Raw genomic sequence first — 19,413 nt, forward strand, 5'->3', positions numbered from 1 at the left:
TTTGCGCAGGAGCTTGGCCCGCCCAAAATTTCTCGATCTATAGTCAAAAAATTTTTTAGATGGAATGCGCTATTTCGTAATTGGCTTTATGTTAATGCACAGATTTTAAGGAATTGTATGAATAAATATAGTTTGACATTTTTGGTTTTTGTGTTTTCCCTTTCTGCGTATGCCGAAGATTTTGTAAAGAAACTGCCAGGATTCTTTGAAATTACGAATTCTGAGATTTATACAGTCGACTCCAAAGTGCTGGCACGAAAATATAATGTGTATGTCAAATTGCCGGCTGGGTATTCTGATGAGAAGAATAAAGGTGAATCTTACCCGGTTCTGTATTTAAATGACGGGCCTCATACTTTTAAAGTGGCTTCCGGGGTGACTCATCTTAGGCAGATGAATAAAGCCATTGTGGTCGGTATTGATTTTGCTCATGGGGAGAATGGGCAGTATAGCCGGGTTAGGGATCTAACGCCGGAATTGGATGAGAGCTGGACGAGATATAAAACCGGAGGGGCGACTCAATATCTAAAATTTATTGAAAAGGAGTTGATTCCTTTTGTGGAAAGTCACTATCGTGCCGACCCATCCAGGCGAATTCTTTCCGGACATTCTCTGGGCGGGTTGTTTGGTGCCTGGGTATTGGTCACCAAGCCCGAGTTGTTTTCCAGCTATATACTGACAAGCTCCTCCTTGTGGTTCAAGAGTGAGTTGATCTTGTCCCTTGAAGATCACTATGCAACAAAACATAAGTCTCTTAATGCAAATGTATTCTTGGCAACCGGTGCTTTAGAAACTATAAAGAAAAGCCATATGCTCAATGATATGGTGGATGGACACCAGAGGTTTGTCAGGCGGTTGCGCTCGCGTAATTATCAAGGGCTACAAATTCAGGATGAAGTGGTAAATGGAACAGACCATTATTCAACCTTTCCTGTTGGATTGAGCAAGGGCCTTAGATGGATCTATCAGGACCTGTGGAATCTGGGGCAATGAAAAGTAACTTTGGTCGGCCAGGCTCGCTCATAGAGCTTCCTTAGGTTTATCTAACAGTTTTCTCCAAAATGCACTCCCAGGATTTTTCAGTCCGGGTTTGCGGTGCTTGGCCGCAAACCCCTCACTAAAGTTAATTCTCGACTCCAGCATCCCTGCTGGGGACACCAAGATGCTGGACCTGTTAACACCTGGCATATTGGATATTTTTAGTCGTTGACTGCAAGCCCTGGCGTCTGTAGGTTACCTGGTTGTACCCGCCGCCCCATTTTGCCGTTTATTGATATCACGCAAAACCCAGGCCAGGGGCTGGTCCAGGCCCTGTTTATAGTCCTGTAATTTTTGTTTGATCAATACATCCGGCTGTACCCCCTTCGTGTCGGCATCCTGAAACCGATAGTTTCTTTTCGAGTAAGTGATGGTCCAGTCGGAATTGGGCAGGGAGAATTGATCCATATCCTGGTAACCCACTGGATTGGCACCGGTAGGCTCCCCAACCAATTTGGCATTCAACAGCTGCCGATACTGAGCCGCATTACTCATGCCTGCCGAAAAGGTTTTGTTCCCTATCAGGGTGTAGACACCGTGATCCCAGTCTATCGTATCCACCAACACCAGGCTCCTTGCCATTAGCAGTCCAACAAAAAAGTCGCCACCGCCATTGTCACGCAGGTCAATTATCAGATTCTTTATTTTTCTGTCCTGAAGGTAATCGGCTATATCCTCCGCGAAGTCTTCCATATCCGAATAACTGGGATATCTGCGAAAATAGATATATGCTACTTGTTGGCTGTCGTCTGCTGACATCCAGAGATTTTCCGATTCAATGACGCGCTTGGCCCCCAGGGGGATTTTCTTGGAGACCAAAGAGGCAGTAACCTGCTTGCGGTATCTGGACATGGAGGCAGGCTGAGTGGGTACTACTTCTTTTTCTCCACTATCATTAACAAAAGTATAATTCGCCAGATCTGGCCTACCTGTAATGTTCAGTGCGTACAGGAACTGGGCAATATTGATATGCCAGGCGAGCCGGACTTTGAGTGAGTGCGGGTTTTCGACGCCCTGAGCAACCGGAGATAACTTATCCATAACTTTTTCTATCGGCATAGCATCTATAGCGGCTAATCTATAGCCAAGCAGATGCTTGTGGGCAGGCCCACTACCTGTGAGAAAAAGGGCTCCACCGATATTTACAAAACGAAAAGGGTATAAGTCTATATCCTGTTCCCAATAAGCAACTTGTGTGTGCCCATCCCCAATCAAGCGGCTGATTCTCATCAATTCGACCAATAGCCGCGGCTCATCAATCTCCTCTAAAGAAGCTTTCAGCTGGGTTAACTCTTTCTCGAATTGTCTCTGGGTGATTGTATGGTAAAGATTGATATGCCGGGCTTCCAGCTGCTGTTGATAGTGATCGATGTCTTCGATCCAGTCTGGAATATCGGATTCGGGTAGAGCATATGCAGCTTGGCTGGCAAATAGTAAACATAAAAGCAGCGAAAGCCATCTAAAAAGTACCATTTCCGCTCCTTGAATGATGCCTGGCAATAAGGCGGAGAGTGAGTATTCCAAATTGAGTTTGTTTTATAAAGTGGCCCGAGTATAGATTTGCAAGGGAAAATGCACAATAAGAACTCTATAAATAGTACATCTGTTTTAATTTATAACCGAAGCGTTTTAATCCAGGGGTTCGGCTAAGTGATAGATACTTAGTGAGGTGTCGCCAGACCCTAGGTATTTAGGGGCTGGATTACCGAAGAAACCCTATGGTCGGAAGTCGTCAAGGCAGGGCGGTATGGAATTCGGTTCCGGCTATAGACAGAACTCGATCGGTCGATATGGAGCCAAGAGGCCTACAGTTAAAAGCAAAAAACCGGTAAAAGCCGCAGGGCCTTTACCGGTTTTGTTTGGGGACAAGCTCTCCACATTGCGTGGAGAGGCAAGCCTTTACTGGGTGTTTACCATGATTTCAGTTTCAGCGAACACTTGGGTACCGTCGCCGTGGCTCAGGACTCCAAGGGCGCGACTGCCGGGAGTCAGCCCCATCCATTCCAGGGTGACGTTACCCTGCTCGTTGATTCCCACCTGGGCCGGGGCGTTCAACTGAGTATTGCCGTTGTCGCCGGTCAGGTTGAAATTAAACAGAGTGAAAGGCGTTGGCCCTGCCGCTGAAGCATAGTCATCGACAGCTACAGCGTATTGACCGGGAGCCGGATTGCGCAGGGTTACGCTTTCCGTGGAGCTGGCGTTGCCGCTGCTGCCCACTTGGGGGAAGTTAGGCGCCGGTCCGAACACTCTCAGATCCAGGTCGTCACTGCCACTGCCATCGCCTACGTCGGCATCAAACAGCGCCACACGAGCCAGGTCGGTGCCTGCCGGGATCTCGAAGAAGATTATCTCGGAGTCTCCGTCCGCCACGCTGCCTGGAGTCGCCAAGCCTTCAGCCAAGCCGTTAACAGTTGCCTCGTAGTTGCCGTCGTAACCAAAAGTCACCGGCAGGTCGACACTACCGTCGGTGCCTTCACCATTGACCTCTGCTTGTACGGATACAGCCATAGGGCGCACGGCGATAGGACTGCGCGCTTTGAGACCCAGAGATTTCCAGGTCAGGTCGCCGAAAGCCCAGTCGTTCAGTACCGCGTCTTCAGTAACCTTGAAGGTGACTTCAAACTCGGCCGTTTCCCCTTTGCGCAGGCGCAGATATTTGGGGCTTACGCTCACCTCGACACCTTCCGGGGCATTGACTGAAGCCCAGTACCAGCGGGTGCCGAAAGCGACGCTGGTGACACGGCGTTTGACAGTCTGGGTACCCACCAGCTCACCGATGCCGATTGAAGCCAGGTTGAGGTCACTGGAGTCCAGGGAATAACCATCGCTGACGAGGTTGTCACAAGTCTCACTGTTGATGATTTGTGGCTGATTTTCGGCGCCGCAGAGGAACGCCATATAGTCGTTCATTTCGGCATCGTAGACCAACCCGGGGCGGAAGGCAGCGGCGGGCCTGATGGCACCGGCGCCGATATCAAACGGATCCGCGGCTTCTGGGCCAAAAGTTTTGCGCAGGTTCGTGCGGGCTGTACTCATCAGCGCGGACTTGGCCATGGCGGGCGACCAATCCGGATGGGCCTGTTTCAGTAGCGCCATAACGCCGGCCACATGGGGGCTAGCCATGGAGGTGCCGCTCAGGAGACCAAACAGGTTGCCGCCATTAGTAACCGGTGAAATACCGGCGAGAATGCCGACACCCGGCGCGGCCACGTCCGGCTTGATAATGTCCGGCGCGCCAGCGTTGTGGCCGCGGGATGAGAAACCGGCGATACGGTCCTCCCGGGATATCTGCAGGGCAGGGTCCAGCACGCCGCTCACGTCTTCGCTGCCGGCGATCAGATCACCGTCGGTGTGACTGATCATCACTCCAGGGATGGTGGTGTCCGGTGCGGACATCACAATCGGGTTGATACGGTCGCTGGCGGTGCCGTCGTTGTAGACGACAATCGCTACTGCGCCGGCATCTGCCGCATTGTTGTACTTATCGGTGAAGGAGCAGCCTCCGCGACGTACCAGGGCGATATTCCCCGCTATGGCATCGTTGTTGGTCAGTGCAGAACAGCCTTCCAGCGGCTCGCTGACTACCACAGAGCCTGACAGGGAGCCCGCGCCTTCGAGAGTGGCGGGGCCATTGCCTTCGAGGGCCTCGTAGCTGTTGGCAACTGTCACCGGTGAGGTCACTTCAAACGCCTGGCTGAAGCTCTGGTCATCTTCGGCTGCGGCTACGGTGGTGATCCAGGGCACACCGGAGGGGGTGCCGATAGTCTGGGGGTCGGGTCCATCGTTGCCTCCGGAAGTGGCTACGAAGACGCCCGCATCGGCGGCGCGCAGGAAGGCGATATCGTCGGCACCGGTAAAGATGGTGCTGGAACCGCCCACCGAGTAGTTGATGACGTCCACGCCATCCGCCACGGCTTCGTCAATCGCCGCCATGGAGTCTGCTGAGGAACAGCCGTTGTCGTCGGGGTCCTGGGCATCCCAGCACACCTTGTAGACGGCGACCCGCGCGCGCGGTGCCATGCCGGTGATCATGTCTCCATCCGGGGTAGTTACACCATAGTTGCCTGCGGCGGTGGTGGCGGTGTGGGTGCCGTGGCCGTCCGGATCCCGCGCGGAAAGGAATTCGTGGTCTGCCAGTTCTGTCCTGGAGCGGAAGGCTTCGGAGAAGGACTTGGCTTTGATCAGCTTGTTATTACAGGTGAAAGGGGCATCTTCCGGGTTGAAATCGATGTTACCGAAGTCACAGCCTTCGCCAGTAAAGGATTCCGGCACAGACCCGTAGGGGATAGAGTGGCCGCGGTTGCCCCGGCGGGGAGTGGCTATATCGGCAACACTCGGGTGCTCCGGGTGGATGCCGGTGTCGATTACCCCAACGACCACGTTTTCACCGGTGATGCCCCAAAGCCAGGGGCTGGGAAAACGGGTCAGGCCGAGGAAGTCGGCGGTGGAATCGGTGTGGGGCTTGAGCAGGCGATCTTCCCAGACACCCTTTACGTCTTTGTGGTGACGGAGCGCCTCGGCCTCTTTCTCGCTCATGGTAGCGGCGAAGCCGTTAAAGGCGTTCTCGTATTCGTGAACCATACGAGACTTGGGAAGGGACGACATTACCCTATCGCGACGGGATTTCAAAAAGTTGGCGTAGTGGCGGAAAGCACTGCTGCGCCGGTCCAGTTTGCGTCCCATCGCCGGCTTGGTGGCCAATACGCCGGGAATGTTGCCGCGGTAGGAGGACAGGGGTTCTCCATCCAGCTGCACAATATAGACTTTTTTACGTTTTTCTAAACCTTGAGCGACTTGGTCTGAGACCGAGTCGGCGATGCTGCTGCCGGAAGTCAGCAGCCCCGCCAGGATGGTGGAAATGATCGTTTTTTTCATTGAAATACCTTTTTTTTATGTGTGCCGGGTAGAGATAACACTATGCGGATTAGAGAGAGGGGCTGAGCAGGTTTTGCCACTTTGTTGGAAATTGTAAAAAACCCCAAAAACGGCTTACCGCCTCACTCCGCGAAGGTTCAATGATATGGCTGCAGTCCCAGTCATAAAAATCAAACCGGATTGCCCGACGCGGCACAGTTATAAAAGAATCCGAACTACAATTCAATGGCGCTATGACAACTTTTGTTATCGGGTCGAGGAGTCGCACAAACACAGAGAATGAAAGACAGCTAAGTCGGTAATTCGCAGTTTGATCTGTTTTGGCTAAAGGTGACAGTGCGGAATTTTTCGTTATGCTCGACTGTTATGTGGCTCGGGAGTCAATTGGCGCTGGGATGCCATCCGTCGAAATTAAGATGCAAGGTTTGGTTTCCCCCGGTTAAGCTCTTACTAGCCGTCACAATAGATCAGCGTATATCGGGCTAGCTAAATAACGCTTAAGCTGAGGCACCGGCAGCACCAATATCCAGCTCTCCCAGTTTATGCAAACCTATTGGGGTTGTCTCCAATTCAGATGTGACCTGCATCTCATTTTGGAGATAAAAGTATTTTGTGTCGCTTCTAAAGCTGTCCAGTAATTTACCCTTTGCCTCTATAAAGATTCAGCCTGGTAGTATCGGAAGTATGTCAGATTCGGGATACCCTCTTTTTTATGACCAGGATACAAAGCTGACGCCGTTTGGTGCTCGGGGCTACGACACGGAGGCGGGAAGATGGACCGCCAAGGCCCCGATTTCATTTGCAGGTGGCGATCCGAACTTGTACGGGTATGTTTTAAGTGACCCTGTAAATAATCTCGACCCAGACGGAAAACTTATACTCAATATTATTGGTGGAGTAACTGGTGCAATTATAGGCGGAGTTTCTGCCGCTGCTACTGAGGGAGATATTGCTGCCGGTGCTTTGGCCGGAGGGCTATCCGGGGCAATTTCTGGTGGTCCACTGGTTAATGTGCTGATCGGTGCAGCAGCAAACCTTGCGCAGCAGACTAATAATCTATGCTTTAGCGGGTTCAATTTCGGAGAAGTTGCGGCTGCAGGAGTGCTAAATACAATTGGGCTAAGGGATAAATTCCCACAGTTCACTCAGCCAAATCTTATAGGGAACCTTCCCGGGCAGGTCGCAACAGAAGCGGGTGCTCAAGCCGCAGCCCAGATCATAAATGGTGAGGCTGTCGGTGCTATTGGGAAGGTGTTCTAGCGTTGGAGAGAGAATGTGAATTTAGAGAATAAGGCTACCTTTTTATTAGGGCTAGGGCTTTTAGTTTATTTTATTTCCTCTGCATTTAAGGGTGAGATTGTCGGAGCTGGTGCATCTGGTTTGACCCGCTCAATCACTCCTATAGAAAGCCCTATACATTTTTGGTTTTCTGTGTCGTTAGGGGTTGTAGTTGGAGGTCTTCTTATTATGGGAGCTTGGGAGCGCCGTTCAGGCAGAAAAAACAAGAAGCCGAGGAATCCCTTTGACAAGGATATTCGTTGATTTTTTGAAGTTGCTTTCTGGGCACCCACAATGAGGCTCTGGCAGGGGTAATCAGCCGGGGCTTTATCGCTCTAGAAATCTCACTTCTCGGTGCTTTCCTGTCCAGGCAGGTCGACGGTCAATACCCGACCACCCGCGCATAACGCGCAAGCGCACCGGTGTTTTTATGTTGAAATTGATTTGGCTCTTTAGTATTTGAATCTGAAATAGAAAGTCCCGGCTTTCCTGTGGCAGCAGGAAGTGGTTAAGGTTGCAGGATATACAAAATTTTTGGTGGATATAAGATGTTGGGTAGGTGGAGGTATCTATGATATTACTCACTAGTGAATTTGGGTGAGTCACTTCCTATGACCTTTGCGGCGATGGTAATTTTGGTGATGTTTATTTTTGCATGGATAGAGTCCAGAGATTCATTGTGGAGGAGCCTTGCATCGAATTATTCTACAAAGGGGAAGCATCACGGATGGCGCAAGGTGGAAACCCTTTCTATCTGGAGTGATGATGGTTCTAGAAGTTGGTTTAATCATGTTTATATTGAGATTTTAGAGGAGGGAGTTGGAATTTTTTCTCCTTTTTATAAGTGTTATCTGCCTTCTCTCTTGATTCCATGGGCGGATATTGAGGTCGGAGCCAAGCTGTCGATTCGCTCAAGATGGCCATTTAGTTTAGGTGCCTTGTCTAAACAAGAGTTATATATTTCAAGCAAAGGTATTTACTTGGCGATTTTCTATTCCCATAGAGCCGCTATAGAGCGCGTGGTTAAGCAGATACAGTAAGTAGTCGAGGGGTGGGGCGCAGCGGTCGAAACTTTTGCACAGCCAAATAGCCTCATAAACTGATGTATTTTTCGAGTCGATCCGGGAAGTAGGTCGCTAGCTATGCCGGCCTGCTAGTTTCCGCCCGGGGCGGCTGGGTATTCCCCGACGCCGCTGGCCCCGGGTGTCCGGATCAGGGCAGCAGCGCCCGGATCTGCTGATCGTTGAGGCCAAACAGATAGAGCGCAGCGTCCAGGCCGAAACGGGAGATCGCCTGCGGCGCCTCCAGGCGCACCTTGGGCTTGGGGTGAATGGCGATCCCCAGGGCCCCCAGCGACAGCATGGGAATGTCATTGGCACCGTCGCCCACGGCGATCACTCTATCCAGTTCCAGTCCCATTTCCCCGGCCATCCCCTCCAGCAGGGCTCTTTTGCCCATAGCGTCCACAATGGGCTCCACCACTTCGCCGGTAAGTTTGCCCCCGGCAAACTGCAACTGGTTGGCGTGCACCAGGTCCACCGGCAGCCGTTCGGCTTGCAGGAAGTTGGCAAAATAGCTGAAACCTCCGGAGAGAATGGCAGTTTTACATCCCAGCGTCTTCAGCGCCCGCAGTAGTTCACCGGCCCCGGATTTCAGCGGCAGTTGGCGCGCTATCTGTGCCAATTCTGTTTCGGGGAATCCCCGCAGCAGGCCCATGCGTTTTTTGAAACTCTGGCGGAAATCCAGCTCCCCGCGCATGGCCGCCTCCGTAATCGCCGCCACTTCAGCGCCGACCCCGGTTATTTTTGCCAGCTCGTCGATGACCTCCGCATCGATCAGGGTGGAGTCCATGTCGAAGCCTGCGAGTCGGGGCGGGCGCTGGCTGTGACCCGGTTGCAGCACCAGGTCTGCGTTCAGCTCCCCTGCCAGGTGCAGGCAGGCGTGCTTTGCCGCGGCGAACTGGAGTGGCTCCCGCGGCTGTAGCTGCCACCGCAGCACTGTGCGGTCCGGGCGCTGCGCCAGGGTGTCGACGTCGCCGGTATCCCAGCCCTGTGTTGCGAAGAACGCCAGCAGGCGCCGCAGTTGGTGCAGATTGACTTCCGCGCCCAGCAGGGTTGCGCACCAGGGGGCCGTGACCTCGGCGGGCATTGAATTGGCCCCGGCTTCCGGCGTCCGCGTGGCATTAGCCAGCTGCACACCGCCGCTTTGCTCCAGCTGGATATGGGCCATTCCCCCCCTTACCCCCAGGGCGCGTACACGGGCGTCGCCGGATGAGCGCAGGATGCCCTCCAGTGGCAGTTTCAGGGTTTCGGTGGGTCTCTCAGCACACATGGGATCGATTCAAACCAGTGGGAATAAATGGGCGCGCATTATAGCCTCCGGGCGCTAATTCGCTAAAATCCGCCCAGCAGCTTTTAATTCGATCATTTATAAAATGGCCGCCTTATGTCCTCCGGTAAACAATATTTCGCTCAACTTTCCACCCGGATTCCCCTAAGGCTGCGCCAGCAGTTGCTGGCAGCGGTGATCTGGCTGGCACTGGCATTTTTCTGCGCCATCGCCCTGAACCACCACCACACCCAGCAAAAGTCCGCCACCATTGCCCGCGATCGCGCCGAAGCGGAAGTGGCGGCTGCGCTTATGGCCCGCCAGAGCCTGGAAGGCATCGTCGCACGCGATCCGATCAGTTTGCAGCTGCTGGCACAGCAATTGCTGGCATTGCCTGCGGTGACGGGTGTCACTGTGCAGGATGTGGAGGGCAAGCCCCTGGCGCAGGTGGGCGATCTGGAGCACGGAGAGGTGGTCACAGCGCCGGTGGTGCTGCACGACAGCCTGGCGGGCAGCGTCAGCGTCAATCTGCAGCCTGGCAGCGACAGCGGCTATCCCTGGGGCAGCCTGCTGTTGAGCCTGGCATTCGCGCTGCCATTCAGTGCCGCAGCCGCGCTCGCGGCCGGCAATCTGACGTTTCGGCGCGCACTGCCGGTGGTTGAGACGAAAGCTTCCCCGTCCCGGCCGGAACCAGAGCGGGAAGAGCGCGTGGGCCTCTATTTGCGGCCACTGAACTGGGCGCAGCTGTCGAATCAGCTCAGCCGTGCGGCGCTGGATAAACTGCAGCGGGATCTGGACGAGCGGCTGCAGTTGTTGTGCCGCATATATGAGGCGCGGCCTGTGAGGGACGCCGGCCCGCAGCAGGGGCTGGACTTCGGTGGCGAGGATGCGGCGTTTCGCGCAGTCTGCTGTGGATTGCTGTTGTTCGCCCTGCAGCGCGCCAGTCGCTCTACCGGACTGAAGCTGGCACTGGCGGTGGCTCCGGCCGGGGTTGCGGAATTCGATTTTGCCGGCGAGCAGTTGCTGGGTCAGTCAACGGGGCTGGCACTGCACCCGGCGCTGGAACAGGATGAGTCCCTGGACCGCAAGGTGTTACTGCACAGCGCCGGTTGGGGACTGGAGGTGCGGGGGCTGGCACAGGGTTACCAGCAGCTGCTGGACAATCAGTTACGCCAGCTGACCAGCGCCTGATCCCCAACGGTCCCGCCCGACCTCTGTGACTATGGGGCGCTGTGCCCCGCCAATTCACATCCATTGCCAAGCCGCGTCCCCCTTTGGGTGCTAAGGTTAGGTTTACCAGGGTTACGTTTACGTTAACGTAAATCTCTGCTAGGCTCGTCGCCCTGAAGAGGAAGCAGTCATGAAGCCCGAGCAATCCGGGGCCGAATCCCGCAGCTACGGCATATCCGAGCTGGCGCGGGAATTCGGCATCACCACCCGCACCATTCGTTTCTATGAGGACAAGGGATTGCTGTCCCCGCGGCGGCGGGGACAGACGCGGATATACAGCTCCGAGGACCGGGTGCGGCTAAAACTGATCCTGCGGGGCAAGCGCCTCGGTTTTTCCCTCGATGAGAGCCGGGAAATCATCGACATGTACGATCCGGCGCACGGTAATGTCGAGCAACTGCAACGGTTGCTGTCGCACATAGAACAAAAGCGCGCGCAGTTGCAGCAGCAGCTGCGCGACATCCACAGCCTGATGAGTGATCTGGACGAGGTGGCGGTGCGAGCGCACGCCGCGCTGGCGGACAGTACCGACAACTGAACAAAAGACGGAGTGAAAGAGTTCCTATGAATACCTCCTATCGAACCCTGAATTTCGATCTCGGCGAAGAGGTCGAGATGCTGCGCGACATGGTCTACAGGTTTTGTCAGGCGGAAGTTGCGCCGCGGGCGGCGCAGATTGACGAGGACAACCAGTTTCCCGCGGATCTGTGGCAAAAGCTGGGCGGACTGGGTCTGCTGGGCATCACAGTAGAAGAGGAGTTCGGCGGTTCCGATATGGGTTATCTGGCACATGCGGTGGCGATGGAGGAAATATCCCGCGCGTCCGCTTCCGTAGCCCTGTCCTACGGTGCCCATTCCAACCTGTGCGTGAATCAAATCCGCAAGAACGGAACCCAGGTACAGAAGGAAAAGTACCTGCCCAAACTTTGCTCCGGAGAGCATGTGGGCGCCCTGGCCATGAGTGAACCCAACTCGGGTTCGGATGTGGTCAGTCTGCAGCTGCGGGCGGAGAAAAAAGGTGATCGCTATATTCTCAATGGCAACAAGATGTGGATCACCAATGGCCCCGACGCCCACACCTTCGTCATTTATGCCCGCACCGAACCGGGTATCAGTTCCGGCGGCATCACCGCGTTTATCGTTGAAAGGGATTTTCCCGGGTTTTCCCGCGCGCAGAAGCTCGACAAGCTGGGTATGCGTGGATCCAACACCTGCGAATTGGTATTCGAGGATTGCGAAGTACCGCAGGAAAATATCCTGGGGGAATTGAACGGCGGTGTGCGCGTACTGATGAGCGGTCTGGACTACGAGCGCACTATTCTCGCCGGTGGACCTGTGGGTATTATGCAGGCGTGTATGGACCTGGTGGTGCCCTATGTGCATGAGCGCAAGCAGTTCGGCCGGGCCATCGGCGAATTCCAGTTGATGCAGGGCAAGCTGGCGGATATGTATGCAGACCTCAGCGCCAGCCGCTCCTTCCTCTATTCGGTGGCCAAAGCCTGTGACCGGGGTGAGGACTCACGCAAGGACGCCGCTGCGGTGATTCTGTTCACCGCCGAGCGGGCCACACAGATGGCATTGCAGGCGATCCAGACCCTGGGCGGCAATGGCTATATCAACGAGTATCCCAGCGGCCGTCTGCTGCGGGACGCCAAGCTGTATGAGATAGGCGCCGGTACTTCCGAAGTGCGCCGGATGCTGATTGGTCGCGAACTGTTTAACGAAACCCGTTGATCGAACCCATGAGCCAGATACAGAGCAAGATAAACTGCCGCGATGCGGACTTCTGCACCAACCGGGAGCAGATGCAGGCGCTGGTCGCGGACCTGCGTAAAAAGGTCGAAAAAATCGCCCGGGGTGGCGGTGAGCGGGCCCGTGAAAAACACCTGGCGCGAGGCAAGCTGCTGCCCCGGGACCGCATCGACACGCTGTTGGACCCGGGCAGCCCCTTTTTGGAATTTTCACAGCTGGCGGCGTACGAAATGTACGGAGAAGAGGTGCCGGCGGCGGGGATTATTACCGGGATCGGCACCGTTGCCGGCCAGCCCTGTGTCATCGTTGCCAATGATGCGACGGTGAAAGGCGGTACCTACTATCCGCTTACGGTGAAAAAACACCTGCGCGCCCAGGCCATTGCCGAGCAGAACAACCTGCCGTGTATTTATCTGGTCGACTCCGGTGGCGCCAACCTGCCGCGCCAGGACGAGGTTTTCCCCGACCGGGAGCACTTCGGCCGTATCTTTTACAACCAGGCCAACCTGTCTGCTCAAAATATTCCGCAGATCGCCGTGGTGATGGGCAGCTGTACCGCCGGTGGCGCCTATGTGCCGGCCATGGCAGACGAGTCCATCATGGTCAAGGAGCAGGCCACAATATTCCTCGCCGGGCCGCCGCTGGTGAAAGCGGCCACGGGCGAAGTGGTGTCGGCGGAGGAACTGGGTGACGCCGAGGTGCATTGCCGCACTTCCGGCGTGGCCGACCACTACGCCAACAACGATGTGCACGCGCTGGAATTGGCACGGCGCTCCGTAAGCCGTCTCAACCGGGTCAAGGTGCCGGGGCTGGATATCCGCCCGGCGCGGGAGCCGCTGTACCCTTCCGAAGAGATCTACGGTGTGGTGCCGGCGGATTCGCGCCGGCCCTACGATGTGCGGGAAATAATTGCGCGCATTGTGGACGCCTCGGAGTTCGACGAGTTCAAGGCGCTCTACGGCACGACTCTGGTGACCGGCTTTGCACGCATCAACGGCTACCCGGTGGGCATAGTGGCCAACAACGGCATTCTGTTTGCGGAGAGTGCGCAGAAGGGAGCCCACTTTATCGAGCTGTGTGCGCAGCGCAGGATTCCGCTGGTCTTTTTGCAGAACATCACCGGCTTTATGGTGGGTCGCCAATATGAAGCCGGAGGCATCGCCAAACACGGTGCCAAGATGGTGACCGCTGTGGCGACAGCGAATGTGCCGAAGATCACCATCCTGATCGGCGGTTCCTTCGGCGCCGGTAATTACGGTATGTGCGGCCGCGCTTACGACCCCAATTTCTTGTTTATGTGGCCCAATGCCCGTATCTCGGTGATGGGCGGTGAGCAAGCTGCCGGTGTCCTGGCCCAGGTGAAGCGGGATCAGATGGAGGCGCGCGGCGAGCGCTGGAGTGAAGCGGAAGAACAGCAGTTCAAACAGCCGATCGTCGAGACCTATGAGCATCAGGGCCACCCCTATTACGCTTCCGCCCGGCTGTGGGACGACGGCGTGATCGACCCGGCGGATACGCGCCGGGTACTGGCTCTCTGCCTGGCAGCCGCCAGTCACCGCGAGCCCCGGGAAACCCATTTCGGTGTATTCCGCATGTAACTCCGAAGACAGTGTTCGAGCCCGTCGCGGGGCGGACCAGTGCCCATTCCAACACAAGGACAGCCGTATGAGCGAAAAGATGTTGTGCGAAGTCGATAGCCAAGGCATCGCCACCGTGACCCTGAACCGTCCCGATGTGCACAACGCCTTCGATGATGATTTGATCCGCGAGTTGGGGGAGACCTTCGACGAGCTGGCTCGCAACCCGTCGATCCGGGCACTGGTGCTGGCTTCCACGGGCAGAAGTTTTTCCGCTGGCGCCGACCTCGGCTGGATGAAGCGGGTGGCGGAATACTCCGAAGAGGACAACCGCCGCGATGCCGCCACACTGGCGGCGATGCTGCACAAGCTGGACACCTTTCCAGTGCCGACCATAGCGCGGGTGCAGGGTGCCGCCTTCGGCGGCGCCGTGGGCCTGGTCAGCTGCTGCGACCTGGCTGTGGCCAGTGAACGGGCCAGTTTTAGTCTGTCGGAGGTTCGGATAGGGCTGCTGCCGGCTACCATCAGCCCCTACGTCATCAACGCCATTGGCGCCCGCCAGGCGCGCCGCTATTTCGTCACCGCCGAGCGTTTTTCCGCTGCGCGGGCGCGGGAAATCGGTCTGGTATCAGAGGTTTGCGCGGAAGGCGAGCTGGATCAGCAGGTGCGCAGTCTGGCACAGGCCATCTGCGGCAACGGGCCGCGGGCTGTGGCCATGGCGAAGCAGCTGGCCATGTCCATGGCCAATCGGGTGGTCAACGAAGAGTTACAGGGGCAGACCAGTGCACTGATCGCCGCAGTGCGGGTTTCACCGGAGGGGCAGGAGGGGCTGAGCGCATTTTTGCAAAAGCGCAGTCCCAACTGGGTGACTGACACCGACGACTGAGAAGCCTGTTAACCCCACAGCCGGACAGCTTGCGGGGCCAGTGGGTTGCAGGAGGGTGCCGCCTTCCATGGCGGACCGGCGCAAGCTGTTCAAATACAAGTTATCCCACTTTATTGTGCGGAATTTCCAGGGCGATAATCCAACCGGTGAGAATTCACCTGTTGGATTGCCGAGTTAATATACGAGCCAAACATGATTCGCAAACTGTTAATTGCCAACCGTGGCGAAATAGCCTGCCGTATCATCAAGACTGCGCGCCGCCTCGGCATCGCCACCGTTGCGGTCTATTCCGATGCCGATGTCAATGCGCTGCATGTGCAGCTGGCCGACGAAGCGGTTCACCTGGGGCCCGCGCCGGCGAGGGAATCCTATCTGGATATCGACAGGGTTGTCGGGGCCGCCCGCAGCACCGGAGCGGATGCCATTCACCCGGGTTATGGTTTCCTGTCAGAGAATGCGGAGTTCTGCCGCGCCTGTGACGCCGCGGGGATCCTCTTTGTGGGCCCTCCCGCCGGCGCCATAGAGGCAATGGGGTCCAAGTCTGCCGCCAAGCGGATTATGGAGGATGCCGGAGTCCCCCTGGTGCCCGGTTATCACGGTGCCAACCAGGACGCGGATCTTCTCGCCGGCCACGCCGAGCGCATAGGCTATCCGGTACTGCTGAAGGCGGCTGCCGGTGGCGGTGGCAAGGGCATGCGCCGCGTCGACAGTGCGAAGGATTTCCACCCGTCCCTGGAGGCGGCCAAACGCGAAGCCGTCAATGCGTTTGGCGACGATCAGATGCTGGTGGAACGCTATGTGGTGAGTCCGCGCCATGTGGAGATTCAGGTCTTCTGCGACCAGCTGGGTGCCGGCGTCTATCTGTTTGAGCGGGACTGTTCGGTTCAGCGCCGCCACCAAAAAGTGGTGGAAGAGGCACCTGCCCCCGGAGTGGATGAGGAGTTGCGGGCGCGCATGGGCGAAGCCGCTCTGCGCGCGGCCCACGCCATCGGCTATGTGGGGGCCGGCACGGTGGAGTTTCTCCTGGATGCCAACGGCGCCTTCTATTTTATGGAGATGAACACCCGCCTGCAGGTGGAGCACCCGGTCACTGAAATGATCAGCGGCCAGGACCTGGTTGCCTGGCAGCTGTCAGTGGCGGCGGGGGAGCCGCTGCCGCTGACACAGGACCAACTGAAAATCGACGGCCATGCGGTGGAAGTGCGCATTTACGCGGAGGATCCGGACAAGGATTTCCTGCCCGCCACCGGCAGGCTGTTGCGCCATCGCCCACCCCGCGAAACCGACTCTGTGCGGGTGGATACGGGCGTGCAGACCGGTGATGAAATCAGTGTTTACTACGACCCGATGATCGCCAAGCTGATCTGCCACGGCCGCAGCCGCCGCGAAGCGCTCACCAGGCTCGACCGCGCACTGAGTGACTACCAGATTGCCGGGGTGCGCCACAATCTCGAATTTCTGCGCCGGGTGGTCAACCACCGGGCATTTGTCGCGGCCAATCTGTCCACGCACTTTATCGACGATTACGAGGCGGAAATTCTGCAGCAGGAGCGCCAGCTGACAACGCTGAAGTGTGCCGCCATCGCCGCCTGCCTGGCTCAGCGTGAGTGCCGCCACCTGTCTGCCAGCGCCCCGGCGGCGGATAGGGGCTCGCCCTGGCACCTGGGCGATAACTGGCGCGGCAACCTGACGGCTATGCGGCTGCACACGATTGATTACCACGGCCGGCATACACAAATTCACTTTGCCTGGCGCGGCGATACGGTGGAATGGCAATGCCGGGACCTGGCCGACGCCGGGCGCGGTGAGATCCGTATTTTTGGTGAAGGCGCGCTGGTCCTGGTGGCGGGCCGGAGAATGCGTTTTTCCTGTGTCGACACCGACGACGGCGGAACAGTTTTCATCGATGACCTGCAGGTGGATTTCAGGGTGCTGCCACCGGATCTCGGTGCCAGCGAAGACAGGGCCCAGGGGTTGGAGGCGCCCATGAACGGCACCATTATCGCCCTGTTGGTGGAGGCCGGAAGCAGCGTGGACAAGGACCAGCCGCTGTTGGTTATGGAGGCGATGAAAATGGAGCACACCCTGCGCGCTCCCAGCGCGGGCCGGGTGCGGGATTACCTGTGTGCCGAGGGGGAACTGGTGGATGGCGGCAGCCTGCTGATCGACTTTGCGGTGGAGGAGTGATGGTGAACCTGCCCGGGCGTGTAAAGATGGTGGAAGTGGGCCCCCGCGACGGCCTGCAAAACGAGCAGCGGGAAATAGCGGTTGCGACGCGTATAGAGTTGATCGACCGGCTCGCCGACAGCGGTCTGCCGGTCGTAGAGGCGGGCAGCTTCGTCAGCCCCAAGTGGGTGCCGCAAATGGCGGCCAGCGGCGAGGTGTTTAAGGGTATAGAGCGTCGATCCGGCACCGTTTACAGTGCCCTGACCCCCAACCTAAAGGGCTATGAGCGTGCTATTGAAGCGTCGGCGGATGAAGTGGCGGTGTTTGCGGCCGCCTCCGAGTCCTTCGCGCAAAAGAATACCAATTGCAGCATCGACGAGAGCCTGGCGCGTTTCCGGCCCTTGCTGGAGCGGGCGCTGGAGGAGGGTGTGCCGGTGCGGGGTTATGTGTCCTGTGTCCTGGGCTGTCCCTACGAGGGCGACATTGACCCGGCCAGGGTGGCGCAGGTGAGCGCTGCCCTGTTGGAGATGGGGTGCTTTGAGATTTCCCTCGGCGACACCATCGGTGTGGGTACGCCGGCGGCGGCCCGACGCATGATCGATCAGGTGGCTGCGAAAGTGCCGGTGGAAAAACTGGCGGTGCATTTCCACGATACCTACGGTCAGGCACTGGCGAATATTTACGCCGCCCTCCAGGCTGGTGTCGGCGTGGTGGATTCCGCCGTGGCGGGGCTGGGCGGATGCCCATACGCCCCCGGTGCCTCCGGCAATGTCGCCAGTGAGGATGTGCTGTATATGCTGAACGGACTCGGCATTACAACCGGAGTGGACTTGAAGCGCCTGGTGGAGGCGGGGAATTTTATCTCCGGGGCCCTGGGGCGCCCCAGCAATTCGCGGGTCGCCCGCGCCATGACCAACTGACAGACCCGCTCGTGTTGGGTTGAGGTAACGAGAATCTGCTACCATCGGCGCAGATTCGGCAAAAGTTTATCCCGGATGAAATTACTGCGTCTCACTGCCATCATCGTCGTCGCCCTGGCCGTCGCCATTACCCTCACTGCCCCTGGTTTTGTGGGCGCCAAAGTTGCGGAAGTCTGGCAGCAACAGCTGGCCCGGTTGCGCGGTGGCGAAATGGCCGGCTATGAACGCGGCTGGTTTGGCGCCAGTGCCCGCACCCGTGTGGCCAGTGGTGACGACCCCACCGAGCTGCTGAGCCAGATCCAGCATGGCCCCCTGCTGTTCACCGCCGGGGGGCCGCGTATCGGGGTGGCCTACAGCCGGACCCGCCTCTCCACCGAGCATTTGGCACGGCCCCTGCGCACCCAGTTGGAGCAGTTCTACGGCCGACTGGAACACAGCCCGGTAGTGCTGGAGTCCCTGATCGGACTCGACAACCGAGTGCGCAACACAGTGCGCCTGGAGCCTTTTACCCGCAGTGACAGGGGTGGGGAGCTGATATTCGGCGGCGCCGAGCTGGTGCTGGATACGGATTACAGCGGCGCCGTGATCCAGGGAGTTCTGAAGGTGGGGCAGCTGCGGCGCAAGCGCGGCGGACGGGAGGAGCTGGTGACGGACAATGTCACCGGCGACATCCGACTGGTGCCCAGGCAGGGAGACACGGAGCTTTCCCTTTATCTCCCCCTTTTGCGGGCGGAAACCGAATCCGGTCCGCTGGAATTACGGGATCTCGTTCTGCAGATCGATGGCCAGCTGTCACCGGGCGGCAATCTGCAGCTGTCCAGTGAGCTGAGCCTGCCGCAGGTACAATCGGCCACCCCGGTGACCTCCGTGTTGCACCGCTTGAAACTGGCGGATGTCTCCATGGCGGATCTGGGGCACTATATTTCCGCGCTGGCGCTGACACCGGCGGGGCGGCGGGACTGGCGGCAGATTCTGGTGCGGCCCTTAAAGCTGCAGCAGCAACTGGTGGTGGAGTCGGTCAATGGCCCCATACTGATGGACCTGGATGCCGACTGGGCCGGGTTCGCGGCTGGGAGCAGGCGCTCCGCGACAAGCGCTGCGGATCAGTGGCTGGCTCCGCTGGTGGGTAGCGTCACCTTTTCCGCCAGTGAGAAGGCCCTGTTGCAGTCACCCCTGGTGGCACAGGCGATGTTGCTGCGTCGCTATGGCCTGCTGCTGACAAGCGGTGACGAGCTGCAGATGCTGGTGCAGGTAAACCGGGGGAAACTAATGGTCAATGGGCAGCAGCTGCCGCCGGAGGCGCTGCTCGCAGCCCTGCTGGGCCGCCCGGGCTGAGCCGGCGATAAGGCACCCGGTCGCTGGC

15 protein-coding genes are annotated in these 19,413 nt (G+C 57.6%); 12 read left to right on the forward strand and 3 right to left on the reverse strand.

Features of this window, described 5'->3' with window-relative positions:
* Nucleotides 1-117 precede the first annotated feature (117 nt).
* The gene (locus ABVT36_RS11155; RefSeq protein ID WP_368456650.1) at nt 118-993 is read left to right on the forward strand and encodes an alpha/beta hydrolase; all 876 of its coding nucleotides are present in this window, start codon (nt 118-120) and stop codon (nt 991-993) included.
* A gap of 240 nt (nt 994-1,233) precedes the next feature.
* Here ABVT36_RS11155 and ABVT36_RS11160 read toward each other — a convergent pair whose 3' ends face one another.
* Together ABVT36_RS11160 and ABVT36_RS11165 are read right to left on the reverse strand one after the other, a co-directional pair.
* Entirely contained in the window at nt 1,234-2,562 is a 1,329-nt protein-coding gene (locus ABVT36_RS11160; RefSeq protein WP_368456651.1) for a S41 family peptidase, read from the reverse strand.
* A 375-nt stretch (nt 2,563-2,937) separates the two neighbouring features.
* Nucleotides 2,938-5,913 (reverse strand): S8 family serine peptidase, encoded by a 2,976-nt coding sequence (locus ABVT36_RS11165; protein WP_368456652.1) that lies wholly within the window; start codon nt 5,911-5,913, stop codon nt 2,938-2,940.
* A gap of 612 nt (nt 5,914-6,525) precedes the next feature.
* Here ABVT36_RS11165 and ABVT36_RS11170 point away from each other — a divergent pair.
* The 3 genes from ABVT36_RS11170 to ABVT36_RS11180 all read left to right on the forward strand — a co-directional run bounded on the left by ABVT36_RS11170 (nt 6,526) and on the right by ABVT36_RS11180 (nt 8,231).
* On the forward strand, nt 6,526-7,173 hold the full coding sequence (locus tag ABVT36_RS11170; RefSeq protein ID WP_368456653.1) for an RHS repeat-associated core domain-containing protein: 648 nt from the start codon (nt 6,526-6,528) through the stop codon (nt 7,171-7,173).
* A gap of 15 nt (nt 7,174-7,188) precedes the next feature.
* Complete coding sequence (locus tag ABVT36_RS11175) at nt 7,189-7,455, forward strand: hypothetical protein (protein WP_368456654.1); 267 nt, start codon at nt 7,189-7,191, stop codon at nt 7,453-7,455.
* A 347-nt stretch (nt 7,456-7,802) separates the two neighbouring features.
* Nucleotides 7,803-8,231, forward strand: a complete 429-nt coding sequence (locus tag ABVT36_RS11180) for a hypothetical protein (RefSeq protein ID WP_368456655.1) — start codon at nt 7,803-7,805, stop codon at nt 8,229-8,231.
* 172 nt (nt 8,232-8,403) lie between these two features.
* On the opposite strand, the gene serB is transcribed toward ABVT36_RS11180, so the two are convergent.
* Complete coding sequence (serB, locus tag ABVT36_RS11185; RefSeq protein WP_368456656.1) at nt 8,404-9,522, reverse strand: phosphoserine phosphatase SerB; 1,119 nt, start codon at nt 9,520-9,522, stop codon at nt 8,404-8,406.
* 114 nt (nt 9,523-9,636) lie between these two features.
* Here serB and ABVT36_RS11190 point away from each other — a divergent pair, with 114 nt between their 5' ends.
* From ABVT36_RS11190 to ABVT36_RS11225, 8 genes are all read left to right on the forward strand, one after another.
* Complete coding sequence (locus ABVT36_RS11190) at nt 9,637-10,710, forward strand: hypothetical protein (RefSeq protein WP_368456657.1); 1,074 nt, start codon at nt 9,637-9,639, stop codon at nt 10,708-10,710.
* Between the two features lie 169 nt (nt 10,711-10,879).
* A complete protein-coding gene (locus ABVT36_RS11195; protein ID WP_368456658.1) occupies nt 10,880-11,287 on the forward strand; it encodes a MerR family DNA-binding transcriptional regulator in 408 nt (135 codons plus the stop codon).
* 26 nt (nt 11,288-11,313) lie between these two features.
* A complete protein-coding gene (locus ABVT36_RS11200) occupies nt 11,314-12,483 on the forward strand; it encodes an isovaleryl-CoA dehydrogenase (RefSeq protein ID WP_367149501.1) in 1,170 nt (389 codons plus the stop codon).
* Between the two features lie 8 nt (nt 12,484-12,491).
* Nucleotides 12,492-14,099: a carboxyl transferase domain-containing protein gene (locus ABVT36_RS11205; protein WP_368456659.1), complete on the forward strand. Its 1,608-nt coding sequence runs from the start codon at nt 12,492-12,494 to the stop codon at nt 14,097-14,099.
* Nucleotides 14,100-14,166: 67 nt separating this feature from the next.
* Complete coding sequence (locus ABVT36_RS11210) at nt 14,167-14,964, forward strand: enoyl-CoA hydratase/isomerase family protein (protein WP_368456660.1); 798 nt, start codon at nt 14,167-14,169, stop codon at nt 14,962-14,964.
* Between the two features lie 192 nt (nt 14,965-15,156).
* Nucleotides 15,157-17,151 carry an acetyl-CoA carboxylase biotin carboxylase subunit gene (locus ABVT36_RS11215; RefSeq protein ID WP_368456661.1) on the forward strand — a complete coding sequence of 665 codons (1,995 nt, stop codon included), beginning with the start codon at nt 15,157-15,159 and terminating at the stop codon, nt 17,149-17,151.
* Nucleotides 17,151-18,050, forward strand: coding sequence for a hydroxymethylglutaryl-CoA lyase (locus ABVT36_RS11220; protein ID WP_368456662.1), 900 nt, complete (start codon nt 17,151-17,153; stop codon nt 18,048-18,050). The genes ABVT36_RS11215 and ABVT36_RS11220 overlap by 1 nt, the downstream gene beginning before the upstream one ends.
* Before the next feature lie 75 nt (nt 18,051-18,125).
* Entirely contained in the window at nt 18,126-19,385 is a 1,260-nt protein-coding gene (locus tag ABVT36_RS11225; RefSeq protein ID WP_368456663.1) for a DUF945 family protein, read from the forward strand.
* Nucleotides 19,386-19,413: the final 28 nt, after the last annotated feature.

The organism is Microbulbifer sp. TYP-18 (assembly GCF_040932045.1).
Taxonomy (GTDB): domain Bacteria; phylum Pseudomonadota; class Gammaproteobacteria; order Pseudomonadales; family Cellvibrionaceae; genus Microbulbifer.